General features: G+C 65.1%; 19 protein-coding genes and 1 pseudogene. 8 read left to right on the top strand and 12 right to left on the bottom strand.

All coding sequences use genetic code 11. The annotated features are described in order from the left end of the window. Positions 1-96: 96 nt before the first annotated feature. Together N4S67_RS06370 and N4S67_RS06375 are read left to right on the top strand one after the other, a co-directional pair. A complete protein-coding gene (locus N4S67_RS06370; protein WP_260992132.1) occupies positions 97-549 on the top strand; it encodes a toll/interleukin-1 receptor domain-containing protein in 453 nt (150 codons plus the stop codon). Continuing rightward, positions 443-1,030 (top strand): hypothetical protein, encoded by a 588-nt coding sequence (locus tag N4S67_RS06375; protein ID WP_260992133.1) that lies wholly within the window; start codon positions 443-445, stop codon positions 1,028-1,030. Before N4S67_RS06370 ends, N4S67_RS06375 begins: the two co-directional genes overlap by 107 nt. 727 nt (positions 1,031-1,757) lie before the next feature. Here the strand turns inward: N4S67_RS06375 and N4S67_RS06380 are convergent. From N4S67_RS06380 to N4S67_RS06405, 6 genes are all read right to left on the bottom strand, one after another. After that, a complete protein-coding gene (locus N4S67_RS06380; RefSeq protein ID WP_260992134.1) occupies positions 1,758-3,713 on the bottom strand; it encodes a tetratricopeptide repeat-containing protein in 1,956 nt (651 codons plus the stop codon). 117 nt (positions 3,714-3,830) lie between these two features. After that, positions 3,831-4,961 (bottom strand): patatin-like phospholipase family protein, encoded by a 1,131-nt coding sequence (locus N4S67_RS06385; RefSeq protein ID WP_260992135.1) that lies wholly within the window; start codon positions 4,959-4,961, stop codon positions 3,831-3,833. A gap of 253 nt (positions 4,962-5,214) precedes the next feature. Then, positions 5,215-5,913: a hypothetical protein gene (locus tag N4S67_RS06390; RefSeq protein ID WP_260992136.1), complete on the bottom strand. Its 699-nt coding sequence runs from the start codon at positions 5,911-5,913 to the stop codon at positions 5,215-5,217. A 470-nt stretch (positions 5,914-6,383) separates the two neighbouring features. After that, on the bottom strand, positions 6,384-6,929 hold the full coding sequence (locus N4S67_RS06395) for a TIR domain-containing protein (protein ID WP_260992137.1): 546 nt from the start codon (positions 6,927-6,929) through the stop codon (positions 6,384-6,386). Between the two features lie 22 nt (positions 6,930-6,951). Further along, complete coding sequence (locus N4S67_RS06400) at positions 6,952-7,473, bottom strand: hypothetical protein (RefSeq protein WP_260992138.1); 522 nt, start codon at positions 7,471-7,473, stop codon at positions 6,952-6,954. A 12-nt stretch (positions 7,474-7,485) separates the two neighbouring features. After that, positions 7,486-8,229: an AAA family ATPase gene (locus tag N4S67_RS06405; protein ID WP_260992139.1), complete on the bottom strand. Its 744-nt coding sequence runs from the start codon at positions 8,227-8,229 to the stop codon at positions 7,486-7,488. A 751-nt stretch (positions 8,230-8,980) separates the two neighbouring features. Here N4S67_RS06405 and N4S67_RS06410 point away from each other — a divergent pair. Beyond that, positions 8,981-9,169, top strand: a complete 189-nt coding sequence (locus tag N4S67_RS06410) for a hypothetical protein (protein WP_260992140.1) — start codon at positions 8,981-8,983, stop codon at positions 9,167-9,169. Between the two features lie 521 nt (positions 9,170-9,690). Here the strand turns inward: N4S67_RS06410 and N4S67_RS06415 are convergent. Next, the gene (locus N4S67_RS06415; protein WP_260992141.1) at positions 9,691-9,981 is read right to left on the bottom strand and encodes a toll/interleukin-1 receptor domain-containing protein; all 291 of its coding nucleotides are present in this window, start codon (positions 9,979-9,981) and stop codon (positions 9,691-9,693) included. Between the two features lie 39 nt (positions 9,982-10,020). Here N4S67_RS06415 and N4S67_RS06420 point away from each other — a divergent pair, with 39 nt between their 5' ends. The 3 genes from N4S67_RS06420 to N4S67_RS06430 all read left to right on the top strand — a co-directional run bounded on the left by N4S67_RS06420 (position 10,021) and on the right by N4S67_RS06430 (position 12,031). Then, a complete protein-coding gene (locus N4S67_RS06420) occupies positions 10,021-10,551 on the top strand; it encodes a hypothetical protein (RefSeq protein ID WP_260992142.1) in 531 nt (176 codons plus the stop codon). 411 nt (positions 10,552-10,962) lie between these two features. Continuing rightward, positions 10,963-11,649 carry an ABC transporter substrate-binding protein gene (locus tag N4S67_RS06425; RefSeq protein ID WP_260992143.1) on the top strand — a complete coding sequence of 229 codons (687 nt, stop codon included), beginning with the start codon at positions 10,963-10,965 and terminating at the stop codon, positions 11,647-11,649. Between the two features lie 169 nt (positions 11,650-11,818). Next, positions 11,819-12,031 (top strand): hypothetical protein, encoded by a 213-nt coding sequence (locus N4S67_RS06430; RefSeq protein ID WP_260992144.1) that lies wholly within the window; start codon positions 11,819-11,821, stop codon positions 12,029-12,031. 350 nt (positions 12,032-12,381) lie between these two features. Here the strand turns inward: N4S67_RS06430 and N4S67_RS06435 are convergent, their stop codons facing one another. The 3 genes and pseudogenes from N4S67_RS06435 to N4S67_RS06445 all read right to left on the bottom strand — a co-directional run. After that, positions 12,382-12,675, bottom strand: a complete 294-nt coding sequence (locus N4S67_RS06435; RefSeq protein ID WP_260992145.1) for a hypothetical protein — start codon at positions 12,673-12,675, stop codon at positions 12,382-12,384. A gap of 12 nt (positions 12,676-12,687) precedes the next feature. Beyond that, on the bottom strand, positions 12,688-13,185 hold the full coding sequence (locus N4S67_RS06440) for a hypothetical protein (RefSeq protein WP_260992146.1): 498 nt from the start codon (positions 13,183-13,185) through the stop codon (positions 12,688-12,690). A gap of 3 nt (positions 13,186-13,188) precedes the next feature. Next, positions 13,189-13,529 (bottom strand): annotated as a pseudogene (locus N4S67_RS06445) (hypothetical protein); the annotation flags it as partial. Between the two features lie 326 nt (positions 13,530-13,855). Between N4S67_RS06445 and N4S67_RS06450 the strand changes: the two are divergent. Next, complete coding sequence (locus N4S67_RS06450; RefSeq protein WP_260992147.1) at positions 13,856-15,853, top strand: SDR family oxidoreductase; 1,998 nt, start codon at positions 13,856-13,858, stop codon at positions 15,851-15,853. A gap of 24 nt (positions 15,854-15,877) precedes the next feature. Continuing rightward, complete coding sequence (locus N4S67_RS06455; RefSeq protein WP_260992148.1) at positions 15,878-16,918, top strand: nucleoside hydrolase; 1,041 nt, start codon at positions 15,878-15,880, stop codon at positions 16,916-16,918. On the opposite strand, the gene N4S67_RS06460 is transcribed toward N4S67_RS06455, so the two are convergent. Both N4S67_RS06460 and N4S67_RS06465 read right to left on the bottom strand, forming a co-directional pair. After that, on the bottom strand, positions 16,909-18,447 hold the full coding sequence (locus N4S67_RS06460; RefSeq protein ID WP_260993026.1) for a DNA polymerase Y family protein: 1,539 nt from the start codon (positions 18,445-18,447) through the stop codon (positions 16,909-16,911). The genes N4S67_RS06455 and N4S67_RS06460 overlap by 10 nt on opposite strands. 60 nt (positions 18,448-18,507) lie before the next feature. Continuing rightward, positions 18,508-19,224, bottom strand: a complete 717-nt coding sequence (locus N4S67_RS06465; protein ID WP_390893258.1) for a hypothetical protein — start codon at positions 19,222-19,224, stop codon at positions 18,508-18,510. Between the last annotated feature and the right edge of the window lie 98 nt (positions 19,225-19,322).

A 19,322-nucleotide genomic window follows, 5' to 3' on the forward strand; every position in this document is an offset into this window, starting at 1 on the left:
GGCCGGCCAGGAACCGCGCTCGGGTAGCAGCGACGAGACAATCGTTGGGTCCCTGCGGTGGCTATTCCATCTTGAGATGGTCACACCCGAGCTATCTTGACCACACGCGCGACGGCTGAACTGCGGCACACTGCTTGCACGGGGCTCAGAATGGGGGAACACATGGAACCGGGCGATATGCCGACCAATCAAACAGATGGCCGGATCGTCATCAGTTACCGACGCGACGACGCCGCGGGTTACGCAGGCCGTCTCGATGACGACTTGGGCGACTACTTCGGGGACAACCAAGTTTTCCGTGATCTCGACCAGATTGACGCCGGTACCCAGTGGTTTGAGGTGATCAGTCGGGCCATCGAACGCGCCAGCGCCGTGATCGTTGTGATCGGTCCGCAGTGGGCCGGGAACCCTCGTCTGAAACACGCCGACGACGTAGTCCGTCATGAAGTCGCGCAAGCACTCAGCAGGGGCAAGCCGGTGTTTCCGGTGTTGGTGGGAAACGCTCAGATGCCGAATACCGCGGTCTCCCACCGGAACTCGCCGAATTGACACGCAGAACGCGATCCAACTCAGCGGGGACCGCTGGCGCTTCGACGTCACTCGCCTGATCGACGCCCTGGCGCGGATCGGCATCATCCCGTCATCCCCAGAAGCGTTCGCAGACGTACCGACAGCTAGCAGACTCGAACGGCGCGGTACGTGGCTGTCCAACAACCCCTATGACGTCGTCTGCCAGCAGCTCCTCGACGCGCTGAACAGCAACAACATCCGCAGCTCAAACTGGCAGAACGGCGAGGCGGTGTTGGAGGGCGGAAACAGGACAAGAACGCGAATCATGGGCGGCCTCTGGGTCAAAGCTCCGATACTGCCCAGCACAGGACAGGTGCGCGTCATCAACGGTCCGAAGACCCGGATCGACGTGCTGCTACGGGAGAACCTGGGTGGAGTCTTTACGGGGATGGCGAACATTTATACGACATGGTTCGACCGATGCCTTGCCGACCTTCAGCGCGCAACACAGGGAAACTGATCGTCATCGCCGTTGCCGGGCACCGTCCGCACGGCTGGCTCATCGGCCGGAGGCGGCCAGACTGTTGCAACTGATTTGGACTCTTGTTGACCTATCGCGAGTGTCGGCGAACTCAACCGGAGCACTGCGAATCGTTGACGGAGCCCGCTGCCCCGATCGATGAGATGGCGTCGCAGCGTTCTGCCGCTGTATGCGGTGTCGATCCAGTTGCGTAGCTCCGCTGGTGACGAGGGGGCGCGTAGTAGTGAGCGTAGCTGCACACCGCGCCGCTGAACAGGTTGTCCAGAAAGCGCTTCGGCAACCCTGGTGTGGTGCCGGCGACCGACGGAAGCTCAATGGCCAGCTGGCCGTTGGAGTCGGGTCGGAACGACGGCTGGAGTAGATCTCCCAATCGACGAATTCCTCGCCGAGATGCACGTGTCGATCGCGACGGTGTGGCGGTCGAATCACGCAGGTACTGGTGCGTGATGGTCTGCCGAAGGTATTGGACGTTCGTCGAATCGATGATGCCAGAGCCGTCTTCCTCGAGGCCGATTCCTCGGGAATGAACACATCGGTGTGCGATTCGACGTAATCGACCACTTCCACCACGTCTCCGGCGTGATAGCTCACGAAAACTTTGTGCCCCATCGGATCGGTCCAGGTCGGACGACGCAACGCCTCGCAGGCCTACTCGTGACCGATGCCGGTCGGTGGATCGCCGCCTGTGTTCGCGAACCGCAGTTCGTCACCGGGGCGGTCCTCCCGCGGCTTGCTTCAGCGCCGCGACCGCTCGGTCGATCACTTCATCGCGATCCCCGCAGGCCCTCAGGAACTCCAGCTGATAGACCGCGCTGCCGATTTCGTCGGGCCGGCCGTTGCGGCCGGCATCGGCATACAGCCGGATGGCGTCAGATTCGGAGGCAGTCCCGAGCTCCAACGCTTCGTGCAGTGTCAACTCGGCCAAAGTCGCTGCTGCATAGAAGTTTCGGTCGTCTTCGGCGAGCGCCAGCCGCGCCAGGAATCGGCTGACAGTGAGAGCCTCATTGAACTCTCGAGCAAAGACGTCGTCTCGCGGCCGGCCGCTCCAGCGCAGGGCCATCACGACATTCACCCCGGTGTAGTACTCCGGATCAAGTTCGAAGCCCATCTGGTATCTCTGCGCCATCTCGGCGAACAAACTCTGTGTCACCATCTCGTCGACCGTGCCGCGTTGCTCTTCTATCTGCCGTTTGAGTAGACCGCCCCAGATACCGTAGGTCTCGGAGTCGCGGTAGCCGGCCGCCTCGGCATCGCGGAGGAACTGTTTGGCGGCTTCGTTCAGACTCTGCTTCTCGGCGGCGTCTTCGGTGCCCTCAGCGACTCGGCGGTAGGCCATGAGCGTCTTGTGCAGCCAGGTGCGGTGCAGCGGGTCCTGCGACTCGGGCTTGGCGAGTTCGAGCAGATTCATGGCGTCGAGGTAAGCGGCTTCGTTCATCAAGCCGGCCGCCAATTCGATCCGGCATGCCCGACGCGCCGACTCAGTCATACCCTCCGCAGCGGCGACGTCGTCGGCAGCACGCAGCATCTTGGCCTCGTCTGCAGACTGTGTGGCCGTGGCTACCCGTTCGCGGATCGACTTCTGGTCGAGCCTGGCTTGCGGCAGAGCCGATCTCGCCTGGAAGGGCCGTTCGAACATGCCGAGATCGAACCACTCATGGCACGGACTGTCGTTCTCCCCCGCGTCCAAGGCGGTTTGGATGACTCTGCGAAGATCCCGAATCGCATTCTCGGCATCGGAGTCTGTAACGCTCTCGGTGCCGCGCGAGAACTTATGTGTGCGAATCAGATTGATGTCGAACGGAGGTGCGGCGCGTTTGAACGCGGCGTACTCCGGGTCGATCAGCACCGTGGACCGCGCGGCGAACACGTGACGAATACCGAGTTCGTAGGCGACGTTGAAGTTGATCGCCGACAGATCGCCGATGACCAGATCGGAGTTCGCGAGGTCCGAGAGCATCGCCGCGTGGATGATTCCGCTGTCGGTTTGCAGATCTGCTCTGGTCCAGTCGAGATCAAAATCTTCCAGCAGCGGACGGTACACCCGGTGGAACGACGGGTCGCATTCGACGAATTTGTTGGCGCGTGGATCCTTCTTCTTCCCGTAGGGCATCACCACGAAGGCTCGTTTGGCCGCGCTGGGGACGGGATCGAGGTCGATGGCGAGCAGTCCGCGCTCGGTGGCGCGCTGCATCAGGTCGTCAGTCGCCGTCGGTGAGGTCGGAATCGCCTTGGGTCGAACGGTGAGGATCCAGATCCGCTCGTCGGCTTGACGTGCCAAGGCTTCCGCCCTATCAAGCAGAGCGATGTTGTACTGCTTGTCAGCATCGGCGTCGGCGGGCTCAAGGTCCGCGTGGCCGACGTCGACTCCGGGGGTAGAGAGTATCCGATCGTAATGGTCGACCCACGGCTCACCGGCGGGTTCGACTCGCGCGCCTTTGAAAGTCTGCGTCTCGAACGGAAGCAACCACTCGACGACGTCGTCTGTCCCACGCTCTTCCAGAGCAGCCCGAGCGAACAGGATGTCCGCACCGGCGCTGAGGGAGCCGAGGAAAGCCTTGGGTTTCAGTGACTGAAACAGTCCACGGATGCGGTCGAGGAGATGATCGGCGGCCTGCTCATCCAACTCCGCATCCACTTCGCAGCCGCGGTAAACGATGATCATCCCTGGGTCCTCCTGTGTCGCTTCATTATTGCGTCACGCGTGGGCGACGTCTCATCGGGTATCACTCGCGTCGGCGACGATGGCGCGCCGCGCCGCGTTGCGCCCCGACAGGATCCGTCAAAGAAATCCGTTGAAGTGGGCGGCGTCGACGTCGCGTTCGGCAACCCGTTGACCGATCTGCGCGAGCTCGTTGATGTGAGTGACAGAGTCCATCTTCTGGACGTCCTGCGGCCGAATCCGCGGAAGGCCGAGTTCGGTGAGACCGTCGGCGCTGAGATCGGCGTTGTAGCGCACGTAGGTGAATAGGCGTTCGTCGAGTACGCCCGGAGAGTACTCGTCGTCGGCGCGGTCGATGAGGTCGCCGATCTCCCTGTCGATTCCGCCGCCGTGGCGACACCGACCGAACGCCCGGCACAACAGGTCCTGTTCGATGAGGGCAGCCGACATCAAAGCCGCCGGAATTGACGCCGCGTTGTAGAGCAGATTCATATCGCCCGGCTGCAGAGTGTCGTCTTCCTTGGCCGCGGTACCGGTACCCACCGATACCAGCAGCATCTTGTCTTCACCGGTCTGCCACCTGAGCCGGTATGCGCCCAGGGTCGCCATCAGAAACAACTGGAAGGCGGGGTTGTTGTACATCGTAACGCCGCCGTCGACGAAGACACGCTCCTTCTCGCCTAGCTTGATCTTCTCTGGCGGGAAGTAGGTCGGGGCGGCCGTGCTGGCGCGGACCAGCTGCCACAGCGGCAGATTGAGGTTACAGTCCGCGCGTGTGGGATCGTTGTATTTGGCGCGGGGATTGTTGCTCAGCGGCCACGGCGAGTCGGTTGTCGCGTTGCGAAGTACGACCATCAGCAGTGTCTTGAGGGTCTCGTCACCGAAGGTCGTCTGCTTATCGTAGGTGGTCTGCATCAGCTGCTGTAGGCGGTCGCTGTCGAACTTGTAGCGGTAACGCTTCAAGATGGAAGCCTTGTCGAACATCTCTTCGCCGTGATCGTGATAGATGGTGCGAATCTCCGAGACCGACATGCCGCGCGCCAGTCCGGCGGCGATGATCGCGCCGGTGCTGGTGCCGCCGATGTAATCGAAGTAATCGCCCAGAACCATGTCGCCGTTGTGGCACTCGGTGCGCACGATGTCTTCAACGGCGGCAAGGATTTCCAGTGTGAGCACCCCGCGGATGCCGCCGCCGTCTAGCGCAAGCATTTTTCGCGGAGCGACGCCGTCGAGTCGGTCGCGGTACCCCATGGAAGTCCCCCTTTTGGAACGGGCGCCGGACAGATGCTATCCGCGGCCGATGGTGGCTGCGTCGTGTTTGCTCGAACAGGCGCACGCGACCGAAGATGGCTGCCCAGCGCGTCGGCATTTTCTGCCCTATCGTCGTCGCCGCATCGGAGGCGCCGGCAGAGTAGTGCACTACGCAATTGGTGACGCTTGCCGCTGATCGACGGATTCGCGCACCCGCTGCTGACGCACGCCTTGCCCTGCGCAGGCGTGGCAGTCATGCTGTCGTCGGCGCGCCCAGGATTGCGTCGAGTGCTGCGGCCAGTGCAGCGGGGTCATTCAGCGGCACGGCAGTCACGAGACCCGACGCCGCCAGGGCCGACCCACGTCGGTCTGACTTCTCACCGTGCACGGCGTCGGCGAGCCTATCGGCAGTCCGGCCGGAATCCTCGATGACGATGACGCGCCGACCGGCGTCCACGCTGCGTTTCACGTCGTCATAGGCAATTTCACCGCCGTTGATCAGCACCGTGGCCGAGGAGCTGCTCGCGGCAAGCACCGACGCCGTCTGCGCGATCCACGGCGCTTCGGCGCCCCACGTGGTACCCGGGACGATCACGAAATGTGAGTGCCGTGGTTCGAGAGGAGCGGCATCGGGTGGCGGTGGTCGGCCCGGCAACAGGACAGTCCCCACAGCGACGACACCGACGAGCGGAAACGGCGCGGGCAGCGACGCGCGTATTTCACCGCACAACCGCATCACTCCGGACAACGTCCCGCCATCGACCACCGCCGCTTTGTGTCGTTGCACCGCCGGGGCCAGACCCGCGACGAAAATCGGGCGCAAGGCCTCGATGTCGGATTCGTCGAGTCCGCCAGCGCCGCCAACCACCACGACCGTTGGCAAGGGGGGCTGCAGCCCCAAAGCTGTGACGGCGCCCCTTAGGTCGTCGACTTCGGAAATCTCCACTGCCACGGCGGAAGCGCCGTCGGGGAAGTCGATATGTTGCGGGGATATCACCGAGCACCGCAGCAGAGCGAAAATGACCGATCCCACTCGGCGACCAGGCCGTGGGAAGCCCTGTTGGCGGGCGGCATGACGGCGTGCGGTGTCGCATGCCGGCAGGCGGAAACGGCCCGATCCGTCGATGGCATGTCGCCCATATTGCCCGATCGGGTGGTGGGTGGCGAAGTTCGGGCGATGAAGTCGTCTCGACGCGGGGAACGGTGGGGGCGAACGCGACACCTATATGCCCTACGTCGGTCGGCACGCAGCCCGACGCGAATTGGTGGTGTCAACTCCGGTTGAGGCGCGGTAAATCGACCTCGCAAGGAGTGCTCGTGGCCGCAGTGTCACTCCCGCCCTCGTTGCTCACGTCATCAGGCACGCCCGAAGGAGTGGATCTCCCTCGCTCGGATCGACGGCAATCTACTGGGGTGCCTTCGCTAGCTACAGTTGCGGTTGTTGAGCATAAGGCCGGTGGTCGACCCCGTAGCGGGATCCAACTCGTCACGGCGAGCCACGGCATCATCAACCCAGGCAGCGATTGTGCCGTCGCTGGGAGCCGGACCGTAGAACCGAGCGTATCCCGTGTCCACCCCGTTGTCCTGAGTGATGTTCAAGGCCAGCCGCGATGGAAGCGTGGCCCAGCCGTGGTCCTCGGCCGAGGGCAGCTGCACTCCGATCAGGCCGCCGCGTTTGCTGTTGTCGAAGTTGCGTAGCGTCGCCGCGATCTCCCAGTCCACATACCGTCGGGCCCACGTGCACTTGCCGATTAATACGACCGTGCACGATGTTCCAGCGATCTCCTCCTCGCGGATACGGCGCATCACGTAGTCGTCGTCACCACTTTCGATGTGCTCTGCGAAATCATCACCCAATTCGTCCAAGCCCAAGGTGCGGATCTCGTTGAAGTAGCCTTCGAACCGGCGACACCAGATGTTCGCCTCAAGCTCGTCGTCCTGGTGGAACGACAAGAAGATGTTGCGCACTCGACTTCCTCTTCCCTGCGTCCTACAGAGCGCTGCGCTCGGAGAGACCGACCTCGCGCAGATCCTGCATCGGCAGCGAGTGGATGGTCGGACTCTTCGCCCAGTCGGGCACGCTACTTGCGTAGGACACGCCTACCAAGGGGCACAGGCGCTGATGACGGGCGGGGTCGGCGCGGATAGCCGAGGTGAAGAGCACCCAGTAGTACGGCGCAAGGGTCTCGCGGTCAGCTACGCCTGCGAAGCGCCGCCCCAAGATTAGGGCTTCGGGAGAGCCCTTCCCCTCCCACCCGGGGAGGTCCGTGGAGAACTCCAGTTCGGCCATCTCGAGGTGGGCCGACCACTTGATCCGTGCTTCAACCTCGTACACCCGACCACCGTTGCGCTCGAGGTACAGCCCCACGGAGTCGAGCCACCGCTCCCGCACACCGTGGCACACCTTGGCGGTAGCGCTCTCGCTGATTCCGGCCTCGCTGAACAGCACCGAAACCTGATCGACCAACGCCTGGGCACGCGTGTAGGCATACGTATAGGTGTAGGTGCTCAAGATTTCCCTCCGTTACTTGCCCAAGTGTGACCGGGTCGCAATGCCCCTGTCACTCCAAATCCCCGCCGCCAGGTCCCCAATCTCAGCAGGGCTCAACGGGTTCTTGCTCATCTGCAGCGCCGGGGCATCCTGATCTCGGGACCCGGCCCTTACCAGACCCGGCAAATCCTGCGCGAGCCGTCGTACCTCCGCCTCCGACGACCGAGCGAGAATCTCTGAAAGGAGGTCGGAGAAGAACGCGATCGGTGCATCCGGAACCCGGGCTAGCAGTGCAGGCACCTCGTCCGCCGCCAACACGCCAGCGAGGATGCCAGCGACGATCGTCTCCCGTTCGGGCTGAGTGAGCAGCCACGGAAACGCGCGCATCCGGCCCGGACGCCGCAACGGCGGGTAAATTTTCGACAAGTCATTGCCCGTGATGAACACGGGCACCCGACGCAGCTTCTTGCCCGCCGCTTCGGTCGGGCTGTCAGCCAGGTGCATCAACTGAGCAAGCACCTGCTGGTGATTGACCGTAGTGGTGCTGTTCTCCCATTCGCCGACCGTGGTGTCGAAGTCGTCCACGAGCACCGCAGCAGGGCGGCCCTCCTCGATCCGGTGCCCGGCGTCCTCATAGACGCTGAGCACGAGCTTGCCGGGTGTCCCGGCACGGTCGCTCTCGAGATCCGCAGCGTTGATACTGACTGTCAGCACACTGCGTCGCTCCAAATGGGTGCGGATCTGGAAGCTCTTGCCGTCACCTGGTCGACCGAACACACCGAGAACCAACGGCCATCCACCGGAGGCGGACAGATTGAAGACCAAATGCTGGTCCACAGCATGCGCAAAGCGCTCAGGGATATGCGGCCCAGCAGACAAATGAGACCTCCAATGTCCTAATACGTCGAGATAACTCCAAGTCTGGCACGAAGGTCCGACAAGACCGGCGCATCGTCCTCGTTTCCGCTGGTAATGGGCGACTCCGCGGGAGAATCCATCGGCCCGCCCCACGCCACCGATCTTCGGCACGTCAGCCAGGCCCGGATGTTGGCCGTCAACGCAGGATCAGGTGGTCGTCGTGACCGTCGATCTCGTTCCGATGTTGAGATACCGTGCGCTTCTCTCTGAAGCTCGACATCTCGCCTGGCGACTCGCCAATCATGGATAACCGCTGTTATCCATAAGTTGTTGGCTACTCTCCACCAGACCCCCGCCGCGCACCCCGTCGGGATGCGGGTTCACGGGAACGCCGTGGTGGAGCGCCTACTCTTCGTAACTGTGCTTGCGTTCCATCCTTAGCGGGCCACGGCAGCCCCAACCTGCCCACTACCACTACAATCACGTCCAGAGTCGGCCACCTACTGATGCGCTCATACATCAGGCAATTCGCACGGGTCGATCTCACAGTGACCAATGGACTACAGCAGAATTCCAGAAGCGATACTGTCATCTGCGGGGTTCCCTTGCAGCGAATCGTGGCGGTCGCGGATCATCCGTAGTTAGCGGCAGAGGGCGGCGGGTGGTCACGATGCGATCGGCTGACCGCCGTCGAGGTCTGACGTTCGCGGAGAGCCGGGCGTGGGTCATCGCCGCAGCGGATGGCGGCTGGGATACCAGGGCCGCTGAGCGGATGCGCACGTTCGCCACCACCAGCGGCGCGGCAGATCTCGAGCTTCCGGCGTCCTGGACTGCGCTATACGCGCGACGGTTCATGTAGAAGGCAGGCAAGCGCCCGCAGACCCGCGAAGCTGTGAGGTGCACGATTAGGGACTTTGCTCCCTTGAGATGCGATCAGCTTCGGCTCAGCTACCCCTAACACCGTATTGCGGGTGACAGCTCCGGTTTTACGTGGGTGATGTCCGGGTAACAATCAGCGTCACAGATTGATTGGGAATTCTATTCTCGTCTTCGCTCGATGGATCTGGGCGGTGCAGTCGCGGCGACGCCCGCGCCAAGCCCCCTCGCAATCAGGGCCCAGCTCGCCATCCGTGGCGACGTATCCGTTGTCGGTTGAAATACACAGCGAAGCAGTACATCTCACAATCTGCAGCGCACCGAATAGCCCCGGTTTATAGCCGCACGGTCGCTTTGGTTAACAAGTCGCCCTCAGACCTTGGCTAGCTCTGCAGCGGCGCGCAGGCGTCAGATTCGGTCCAATCCGCTGCGTCACCAGCCTTCGTTACGGCACCAAACGCCGCGGCGACGGCATGCCCAGCACCGGTAGAGGGCGAGTGACGGCTAGCTGGCCCCAGGAAACGGCACGGACGCCGGCTTGGCCCGCCCAGGCCGGACTGCGGCCAACAGCGCCTCACGCGCGTCGTCTTCGGACTTGCCGACGAGATCGGCGTAGACACGTGGACCGAGCAGACCCGAAACGTCGCAGTCACGCACCCGCACCGGGATGAGAATCCGACCGGCGCCGTCGGCGTCTTCGACGAATTTCGCCGACCATTCGGCCTTCACCATCGCGCGGTCACCAAGGTAGACCGGCGACAGCACCATGATGAGGCGCTTGGAGTCGCGGCCCAATACTACTCGGTCGGTACAGCGACTCTTTGTCTTGGCAGCGTGCCCGAATCATTTGGCAATGTTCACGTGGAATCGCTCATGTCAGGCACACCGGCGGTTATCGCTCGCGTCGGTGCGCAGCGCTTATCAATACCCGACAGCTTGGTGCGAAAAATAGACCCCGGCCGGACTGAAGATGCCGCCCAACATGTCGCGCAGATCGTTCACTCATCCGAGCGCACGTCGACGGATCTGCGACATTTTCTGATCAACGAGTACTCGCTAAAGCGAATGCTGAAAGGATATGAAGAAGCCGTTCTTCAATGCGATTTACAGGCGCCAGCGACGTTCTCACCACGGCGCACGCTACGACTCGACGGCGAGATTCGCATTCCGCCCTGGGCCGCGGTTCTCGATAGCGGGTACTACCACGACTACTCGGGCTACTGTGCCGATACACATTTTCTCAGCATCCTACCTAGGATTTCCGACGGTGTATCGGTGCGCGACCTGATAGAAGGAGACGGCGTTCACCTTGATAAGATCCAACGCTGGGTCGATTCTGGACTAATCGCGGTCGGACTGGTGTGAGGGGATTTGGCGGAAACTCGTCGCTCAGTCCGCTCATATTGGCCCAGTACTCAGTTCCGTTTGACCGCAAGGCGAGCTGTTGGACGACCGTCATAAGCAACTAATCCGAGTGGGAAGCGAGCTAGGGCCCAAATCCTGTGTCACGATCACTCGAACTTTCGCAGGAGCCTATCGCTGAATGGCGTCGTCGCAACTAGCGGCTTGAGAAGACTGCGGTTCCTCCCAACGCCAATCTTTTCGACCTTACGGACTTGGCCCGCGCCTGCCATTCCAGGTATGCCCTGCGCCGATGCTCAGACGACCTAGATGAACGGTCAAGCACTGAACTGACCGGCGGCGCAAGGTGTTGACGCTGAGTCGGCCGACCCACACTATGTGCAGAGCGAGCGGGGAGTCCGCGCGGATTTCCGTGTGGCACTGGTGCTTCCGCGACGAGGCCCTGCGGGCATGTTCGCGTTGGAGTGTCACGCCGCCGCGGAGATGGCCGCCGCCGAGATCGACGCCGCCGGCGGGGTCGCCGGTCGATCAGTGCAGTTCTTCCACGTCGACGCGGGTGGCGATCCGGTGGACGTGGCGGCAGCGGTCAGGACTCTGGTGGATTCGGAGTCGAAAGACGCCGTGACCGGATGGCATCTCTCGAACGCCCGACAGGAGATCGCCAAGGTAACCGAGGGACGCATCCCTTACGTCTACGCCGCGGCGTACGAGGGTGGTGAACGCAGCGACGGCGTGCTGTGCAACGGCGAGGTGCCCGGCGACCAGATCATCTCGTCGATGCGTTGGCTGCGAACCGAGTTGCGCTTGCGGCGGTGGTTCATCGTCGGCAACGACTACGTGTGGCCGCGCGGTCCGGCGCGCGCGATACGGACGGGTCTGCAGGGTTCCGACATCTCGATCCTCGGTGCGAGGTTCCTGCCGCTCGGCGTCGACGATCCCGGCGCATGGAGTGAGGTGCTCGACGATATCGTGCGGAACAGTCCAGACGGCGTCATCACGCTCTTGGTCGGCTCGGACGCGGTTCGGTTCAACAGGGCATCGCGTCGCTTGGGCTGGACGCCGTGGTTACCCGGTTCAGTCCATTCACCGACGAGACCGTAGTGCTCGCCACCGGCAGCAATGCGACGAGAAACCTGTTCATCTCCGCCGGCTGGTTCGCAGGCCTGGCTTCCGCGTCGGCATCGGAGTTCCGCGCGGGTTTTCGCGCGCCTTCGATCTGGTGAACGGCACCGGCCCAATCGGCGCTTCGGTCGCTCCGCCGCCAGGGACCATGGCCGAGACCACGTACGCCGGTCTGCACCTGCTCTCCAGCATTGCCAATGCGTCGGTGCCGACCGTCGCCGACACGAGGCGGGCCTTCGACGAGTGGGGCTGGGACTCGCCGCACGGACCGGTGGACTTCCGCAAGGGCGCGGCGCGTCATCCCGTGCATCTCGCCGTGGCCAGGGGTATCGAACTCGAGGTCATCGCACGGGTCAGCTGAGCCGAAAGCGGGCCCCTGCGAGGGCACGCAGTGACCCGCTGGAGCTGCTTCACATCTGCGAGGTGTGCGGCGTCGAGCAGGTCCTCACACCGGAGGCCGCTTTCGAAGTCGGCTGGGACTACCCACCGCGGATGGGTTCTTTCGGCGTCGTCGGCCCGCGGACATGTCCCAGCTGCCCGCTCGTCACCACGCTCTACTTGGGTGGTCACCATGGACGGCTACACCCCGGACAGCGACCCCTGAACAGCACACGGTGCTGCGGCGAATCCTGGGCGAGCCCGGCTCCATCACGCCACCATCGCCGACCCAAAATGGCGAGTGACGGGGGGCTGGCGGACCCTCGGGTGGCTTCAGACCCCCGTATTCGGGTCGTATCCCAGGGCCTCTTCGCGCTCGATCTTCGTGAAGGGCCTGCGATCACCGAGCAGCGGCCGCACCTCCCTACTCAGCACATCGAGCAGCGGGTTTCCATCCCGCTCGGTGTCGTGGTGGTCAGCGGCCGCGATCTGTTCGACGAGACCGACGATGCCGCGCATCGCCTCGTCCTCGGTGGGCGCCAGCCAGGACAGCGACGGGAACTCGGCGACCAGCCCGACGAACTCGCCGTCCGCCGGCGACCATTCGACCCGGTAGGTGTAGTCCATCGCCGAGCCCGCCTAGCTGAGACGCTGATTGAGCTGCGTCGAGCGCTCGGCGACCGTCCTGGCGGCCTCGGCGACCTGCTGGCGCCGCAGATGGTCCCGGATGGTGGTGACGATGAACACCACCCGCTCCCGAGGGCCCTCCCCGTAACCCTCGGCCGCGATCGTGCCGGTGGCGACGATGTCTCCCCTGGTGATGCCGGGCCTCTGTTCCTGCAGGTCCAGCTCGATGTCCCAGTCCCCGCCGCGTTCGCGGAAGTAGAAGCTGTGCCCGTCGACCTCGCCCTCCCACTGCTCGGGAACCCACCCGCCGTGGCGGCCCACGACGACGCCCGGCTGATCGGCCAGCCACGCCTGCAGGTCAGCCTCGGCGGCCTGTTCCTCGGCCTGGAGCCGCTGGCCCTGCGGTGAGCGCCGGAACTCGTCCATGTGGTCGAGAATCCCCTGGCACGTCTCTGCCGAGCGCCACCGCCGAGGGGTCGTGTCCTCCCCCGGTTCGTCCGTGTCGGGCATCGATCACCTCCGCGGGTCGAGCAGGGCGCGGGCGTCTTTAATCAACAGCAGCAGATGCAGCGGGTCGGTCGGTGAGGGCTCGAAGCCGAAGTGCGCGTAGAACTCGCGGGCCTGCTCGTGCAGCGCGTGCACAGGCACGGTCGTCCTCCTCGATGTTGATGTTGATGCCGTTGGCCCAGCAGTGCCCGCACGCCGATGATCTCGGCGGCGGCCACCGCGCGGGTGATCGCATCCCGCAACAGCTGCGCCCCCAGACCCTTGCCCTGTTCATTGCGATCGATCGCCGGCCGCGACAGCAGGATCACCGGCACCGGGTCGGGCATGTTGCGCCGCACCCGCCCCGGTGTTCGTCCAGAGCAAGTCCGCGATGTTCCCGAAAGCGGGTGATGCGCGAGCCGACGTAACGACGCCGCCGCGCCGAAAGTGTCGTTCCATCGGCTCGCGTTGAGGGATCCGCATTGTCGCCATCAACTTCGTCCACTCACGATCGTAGCCCTACTAGTAGGGCATTCGACCTTATCCACCAAGCGATTTCGCATTAGGCCCTGCGGATTGCCCGTCTCAGGTTCGTGTCATATATGACATCGAGGTGACGCTCATCGCGAGAATATGACACCGGTTCCGAGAATCTACAGTTGACCTTCGTGCGGCGACGGACGAGCATGGCCGCATGCGTTATGTCGTTACCGGCGGTACCGGGTTTATCGGTCGGCGGGTGGTGTCGAAACTGCTGGCCCGCGACGACGCCGCCGAGGTGTGGATATTGGTCAGGCGTAGCTCCCTCGGCGAATTCGAGCGGCTGGCCCAGGCATGGGGTCCCCGAGCAAAACTGCTGGTCGGCGACCTGACCGCGCCCGGACTCGGCCTCACCGACAACACGGTCGAGGAGATCGGCGCGGTGGACCATGTCGTGCACTGCGCGGCGATCTACGACGTCACCGCCCCAGAGGACGAGCAGCGGGCGGCCAACGTCGAGGGCACGCGAGCCGTGATCGACCTCGCCCGGCGGTGCGACGCGACACTGCACCACGTCTCGTCGATCGCCGTCGCGGGCACCTATCGCGGCGAGTACACCGAGGATGACTTCGACGTCGCTCAGGAGCTGCCGACGCCGTACCACCAGACGAAATTCGAGGCCGAACAACTGGTCCGGTCGGCGCCGGGCCTGCGGTTCCGCGTGTACCGGCCCGCCGTCGTCGTGGGAGACTCCCGCACCGGCGAGATGGACAAGGTCGACGGTCCGTACTACTTCTTCGGCATCTTGGCCACGCTCGCCCGCCTGCCCAGGGTCACACCCATGATGCTGCCGGACTCCGGTCGCACCAACATCGTTCCGGTCGACTTCGTTGTTGAAGCGGTGGTCCACATCATGCACCTCGACGGCCGCGACGGCCAGACCTTCCACCTGACATCGCCGAAAACCATTGGACTGCGCGGCATTTACCGTGGTGTCGCCCCCGCTGCGGGGCTACCGCCGCTGGTCGGCTCGCTGCCGAAGGCCACGGCGGCGTCGTTGCTGCGAGCCACCGGCCGCACCAAGATCCTACGCAACATGGCGGCCACCCAGCTCGGCATTCCGGCCGAGATCCTGGACGTCGTCGAGCTGAGGCCGACCTTTTCGGCCGATAACACCGCAGAAGCGTTGCGCGACACCGGAATTACGCTGCCGGAATTCAAGTCCTACGCCCCCAGGCTCTGGACGTACTGGGCCGAGCATCTGGACCCCGACCGCGCCCGCCGCGACGACCCGGCAGGCCCACTGGTGGGCAAGCACGTGATCATCACCGGCGCCTCGAGCGGCATAGGCCGCGCGTCGGCGATCGCAGTGGCCGAACGCGGTGCAACGGTATTCGCGTTGGCGCGCAACGCCGCGGCGCTCGACGATCTGATCGCCGAGATCCGACGCGCAGGCGGCGACGCGCACGCCTTCACCTGTGACGTCACCGACTCGACGTCGGTGGAGCACACGGTCAAGGACATCCTCGGCAGGTTCGACCACGTCGACTATCTGGTCAACAACGCCAGCCGCTCGATCCGCCGCTCGGTGATTTCGTCGACCGACCGGCTGCACGACTACGAGCGGGTGATGGCAGTCAACTACTTCGGCGCGGTCCGGATGGTGCTGGCGTTGTTGCCGCACTGGCACGAACGCCGCTTCGGCCATGTGGTCAACGTGTCGAGCGCCGGCGTTCAGGCCAGCAGCCCGAAGTACAGCGCCTACATCCCGAGCAAGGCCGCGCTCGACGCCTTCGCCGACGTCGTCGGCACCGAGACACTGTCCGACCACATCACGTTCACGACCATCCACATGCCGCTGGTGAAGACGCCGATGATCGCGCCGTCCAAGCGGCTCAATCCCATCCCGCCGATCAGCGCGGAACAGGCCGCGGCCATGGTGGTCCGCGGCCTCGTCGAGAAACCCGCCCGCATCGACACGCCGGTCGGCACGCTCGCCGACTTCGGCACCTACGTGACGCCGAAGCTGTCGCGGCGGGTGTTGCACCAGTTGTATCTCGGCTATCCGGACTCGGCGGCGGCCCGCGGTGTGACACCGCCGCCTGCGACGCCGTCGCGGCGGCCCAGGCGTCCGGCCCGTGCCGTTCCCTCGCTGCGGGTTCCCCGTCCGGTCAAGCGCGCGGCGCGCTTGGTGCCGGGTGTGCACTGGTAAGCGGCGTTCCCTATCGTTGGCGGGGTGACGCTGCCTGTGTTCGTCGACGTCGACACCGGCGTGGACGATGCGATGGCCCTTGTCTACCTGTTCGCGAGCCGGGAGGCCGAAGTGGTAGGGATCGCGTCGACCGCCGGAAACGTTGGAGTGCAACAGGTCTGTGAGAACAACCTGGGGCTGCTCGAGCTGTGCAAGGTCGGTGACGTCCCGGTGTCGAAGGGCTCCGAGCAACCAATCAGCACGCCGCTGCGCACCGCCGAGGACACGCACGGCCCCGAAGGGATGGGTTATGCGCGGCTACCGCGGACGGATCGTCAACTGACCCCCTACGACGCGGCCGAGGCGTGGGTGCGCGCGGCGCGCGCCCATCCGGGTGAGCTCGTGGCGGTGGCCGCCGGCCCGCTGACCAACCTGGCGCTGGCACTGCGCGAGGAGCCTGCGCTGCCGAAGCTCTTGCGGCGCTTGGTGATCATGGGCGGCGCGTTCGACTACCGCGGCAACACCACACCGGTCGCCGAATGGAACATCAGCGTCGACCCCGAGGCCGCGGCGGAGGTGTTCGCGGTGTGGGGTTCAGCGTGGGGTTTGGCTCCGCCCAAGCACGTCCCGATCGTGCTGGGGCTGAACCTGACCGAGAACATCGCAATGACACCGGCGCTGCTGAGCAGGCTCGCCGCCGAAGCCGAGTCATCGTCGCTGCCGATGAGCGTGCTCGATGACCGCGGCACCAGGTCGGTGGCGTCGAACCCGTTGATCGCAGTGCTCGAAGACGCGATGCGGTTCTACTTCGAGTTCCACTTCGACCAGAACGAAGGGTATCTCGCGCATCTGCATGACCCGCTGGCTGCGGCGGTGGCGCTCGACCCCGATCTGGTCGCATGCCGGGCCACCACCGTCGACGTCGAGTTGACCGGAACGCTGACCAAGGGCATGACGATCGCCGATTGGAGCAACCGCTGGGGCCGGGAAGCCAACGCGCTCATCGGTGTCGGCGTCAACCCGGAGTTGTTCTTCGACCGGTTCGTCACCCGCGTCGGCGCGTTCGCGAAGCGCCTCTACTCATAGATCCCCTCGAGGTACCACCGCCGCTGCCGGTAACACAGCAGGAGCGCCTTTCCGGGATCTCCGTCGAGCAGCACCTGGGCGCGCGCAGTTCGTCCGGCCTTGGCTTGTTCGGGGTCCCACCACCGCTCGTCGACGGGCCATGGTCCCGCCCACCAGGACAACCGACCGTCACGCCCCGGCGCGGCCAGTCGCGACGGGTCTGCGGAGAACAATCCCCTGCCGGTGACCCGGACGGGACGATCCTCGGCGTCGAACAGTTCGACGGGGTCGTCGAGCAGGACGGTGGGCGACGGCTCGGGCAGTTGACCCGGCCACGGCTGCCCGGGATCGGCCCGCGGCGCCGGCTCGTCACCGAGCGGCGTGAACGTGATGCGCTCGGCGGGTCCACGACCACCGCTGAGCACCGGCACCTGCACCGCCTCCGGCCCGAGTAACCCCTGGACCCGTACCAGCGCGCGCCGGGCCCGCAGCCGGTCCTCCTCTCCTACGCCACCCCACAGCGGCAGTTGCAGCGCCTCGGCCGAGATCACCTCCACCGGGCGCAGCCGGAGCACGGTGATCGGCGCGCTGGGCCGGTCGTGGGGATTGCGCTTGTTCAACCAGCCGTCCAGCTGCCAGCGCACCCGGTCGGCGGTGGCGTCCTCGGTCAGCGGCTCGGCACATCGCCAAACCCGTTCCAGCTCTTGGCCGGTGGCTGTCACTGCGTGGATGGCCAGCCTGGTGCATCCGACACCGGCCGACTCCAGGCCACGGTGCAGGGCGCCGGCCAGCGTGCGCCCGGCGAACGCCGCCGCGTCCACCCGGTCGACCGGTGGATCGCAGTTCATGACGGCGTCGAGTTCGGCAGGCGGCTCACGTCCTGACGGACCACGCGCGGGCTCACCGCGGGCGAAGCGGTGCGCGGCCACCGCGTCGGCCCCGAACCGAGAGGCCACATCACTACGGGAGAGCGTGGCGAACTGTCCGATGTTTCGTATTCCCATGCGCCACAACAAGTCCGCGAGATCCTCGCGGCCAGGTTCGGCGAGGCTCGGCTCGGTGGCCAGCTGCCGGATCGACAGTGCCGACAGGAACAGGGCGTCCTTGCCGGGTTCGACGATTCGGCCCACCCTTGCGGCGAAGACCGCAGTGGCCAGTTGGTCGGCTACGCCGACCTGGCACTCAGCTCCCGCCGAGGCCACCGCGTCGACCAGTTTCTCAGCGGCCGCCTGTTCGGATTTGAAGTAGCGGGCCGCCCCGCGCACCGGAAGCACCAGCAGACCCGGCCGCAACACCTCGGCCCGCGGCACCAGGTCGTCCACCGCGGCCGTCACCCCTTCGAAATGGCGGGCGTCGCGCGCCGGGTCGGCGGTCACCACATGCAGGTCCGGACATCGCGCCTGCGACTCCCTGCGGCGCAGTCCCCGCCGCACCCCGGCCGCGCGCGCCGCCGCCGAACAGGCGATGACCCGGTTGGCCAGCGTCACCGCCACCGGAGTCGTCGGGGGGAGTCGGGCTGCCGCCGCGGCGGCGACCGCCGGCCAGTCCATGCACCAGATGGCCAGAACCCGTGACTGTGCGACAGCCCCGCCGATCGACCTGGCCACGGCTCATCCGCCAACCGCACGCACGGAAGCTGATGTCGTCGACCTGGCGGCTCCGGGGACACCGAGAGACCGACCCCGCGCCCGCATGGCCAACCGCACCCGGCTGATCCGCCCGAAACCGGGCCGACCGGGACCGGTGACGTCATAGCCGCATACCCTGGCCTCCAGCCGAGCCGAAGCGCCCTGCCAGTCGCCGCCGGTGACCAGCAGGGTGCAGCCCTTCTGACGGGCGCGGGCCACGATCGCGCGCGCCCGCGACGCAGGCACCGAACGACCACCGAGGCCGAGCACCACCAGGTCCATGCCGTCCATCAGCACCGCGGCCACCTCGACCGGATCGGCCCCCGGTTCGGGGACGACCGCGATCCGGCTCAGATCCGCACCCATCTCCACCGCCGCCAGCAGACCGACATCGGGCTGACCGACGATCGCGGCGTGGCCACCCTCCGCCGTCACCGCCGCCACCATGCTCAACGGCAGGGACCGGGCACCCGAGAGCACCGCCACCGTCCCGCGCGGCAACGACTTCGGAAGCAGTTCGGCCAGGGTTTCGGGCATCGGCAGCAAAGTTTCCGAGTCCGGAAGCTGATCGGTGGACGGGGCCGCTCCACGACGGCTGCCGCCCACCTTGTCGGACACTGCCGCTATCTTGCGACGCAGGTGTTCTACCTGCTCAGCGCGGCTAACCCGGCGCTGATCCAGGTCCATTGCCGCTGTCACAGCAGCACCTCCTGCATCATCAGAATCATCCGTGTTCGAATGTATGTTCGATACCCCGAGTAAACACCCACCCCCCGACACCGTCAAGACGAACAAGT

The sequence above is a fragment of the Mycobacterium deserti genome (genome assembly GCF_025345615.1).
GTDB lineage: Bacteria > Actinomycetota > Actinomycetes > Mycobacteriales > Mycobacteriaceae > Mycobacterium > Mycobacterium deserti.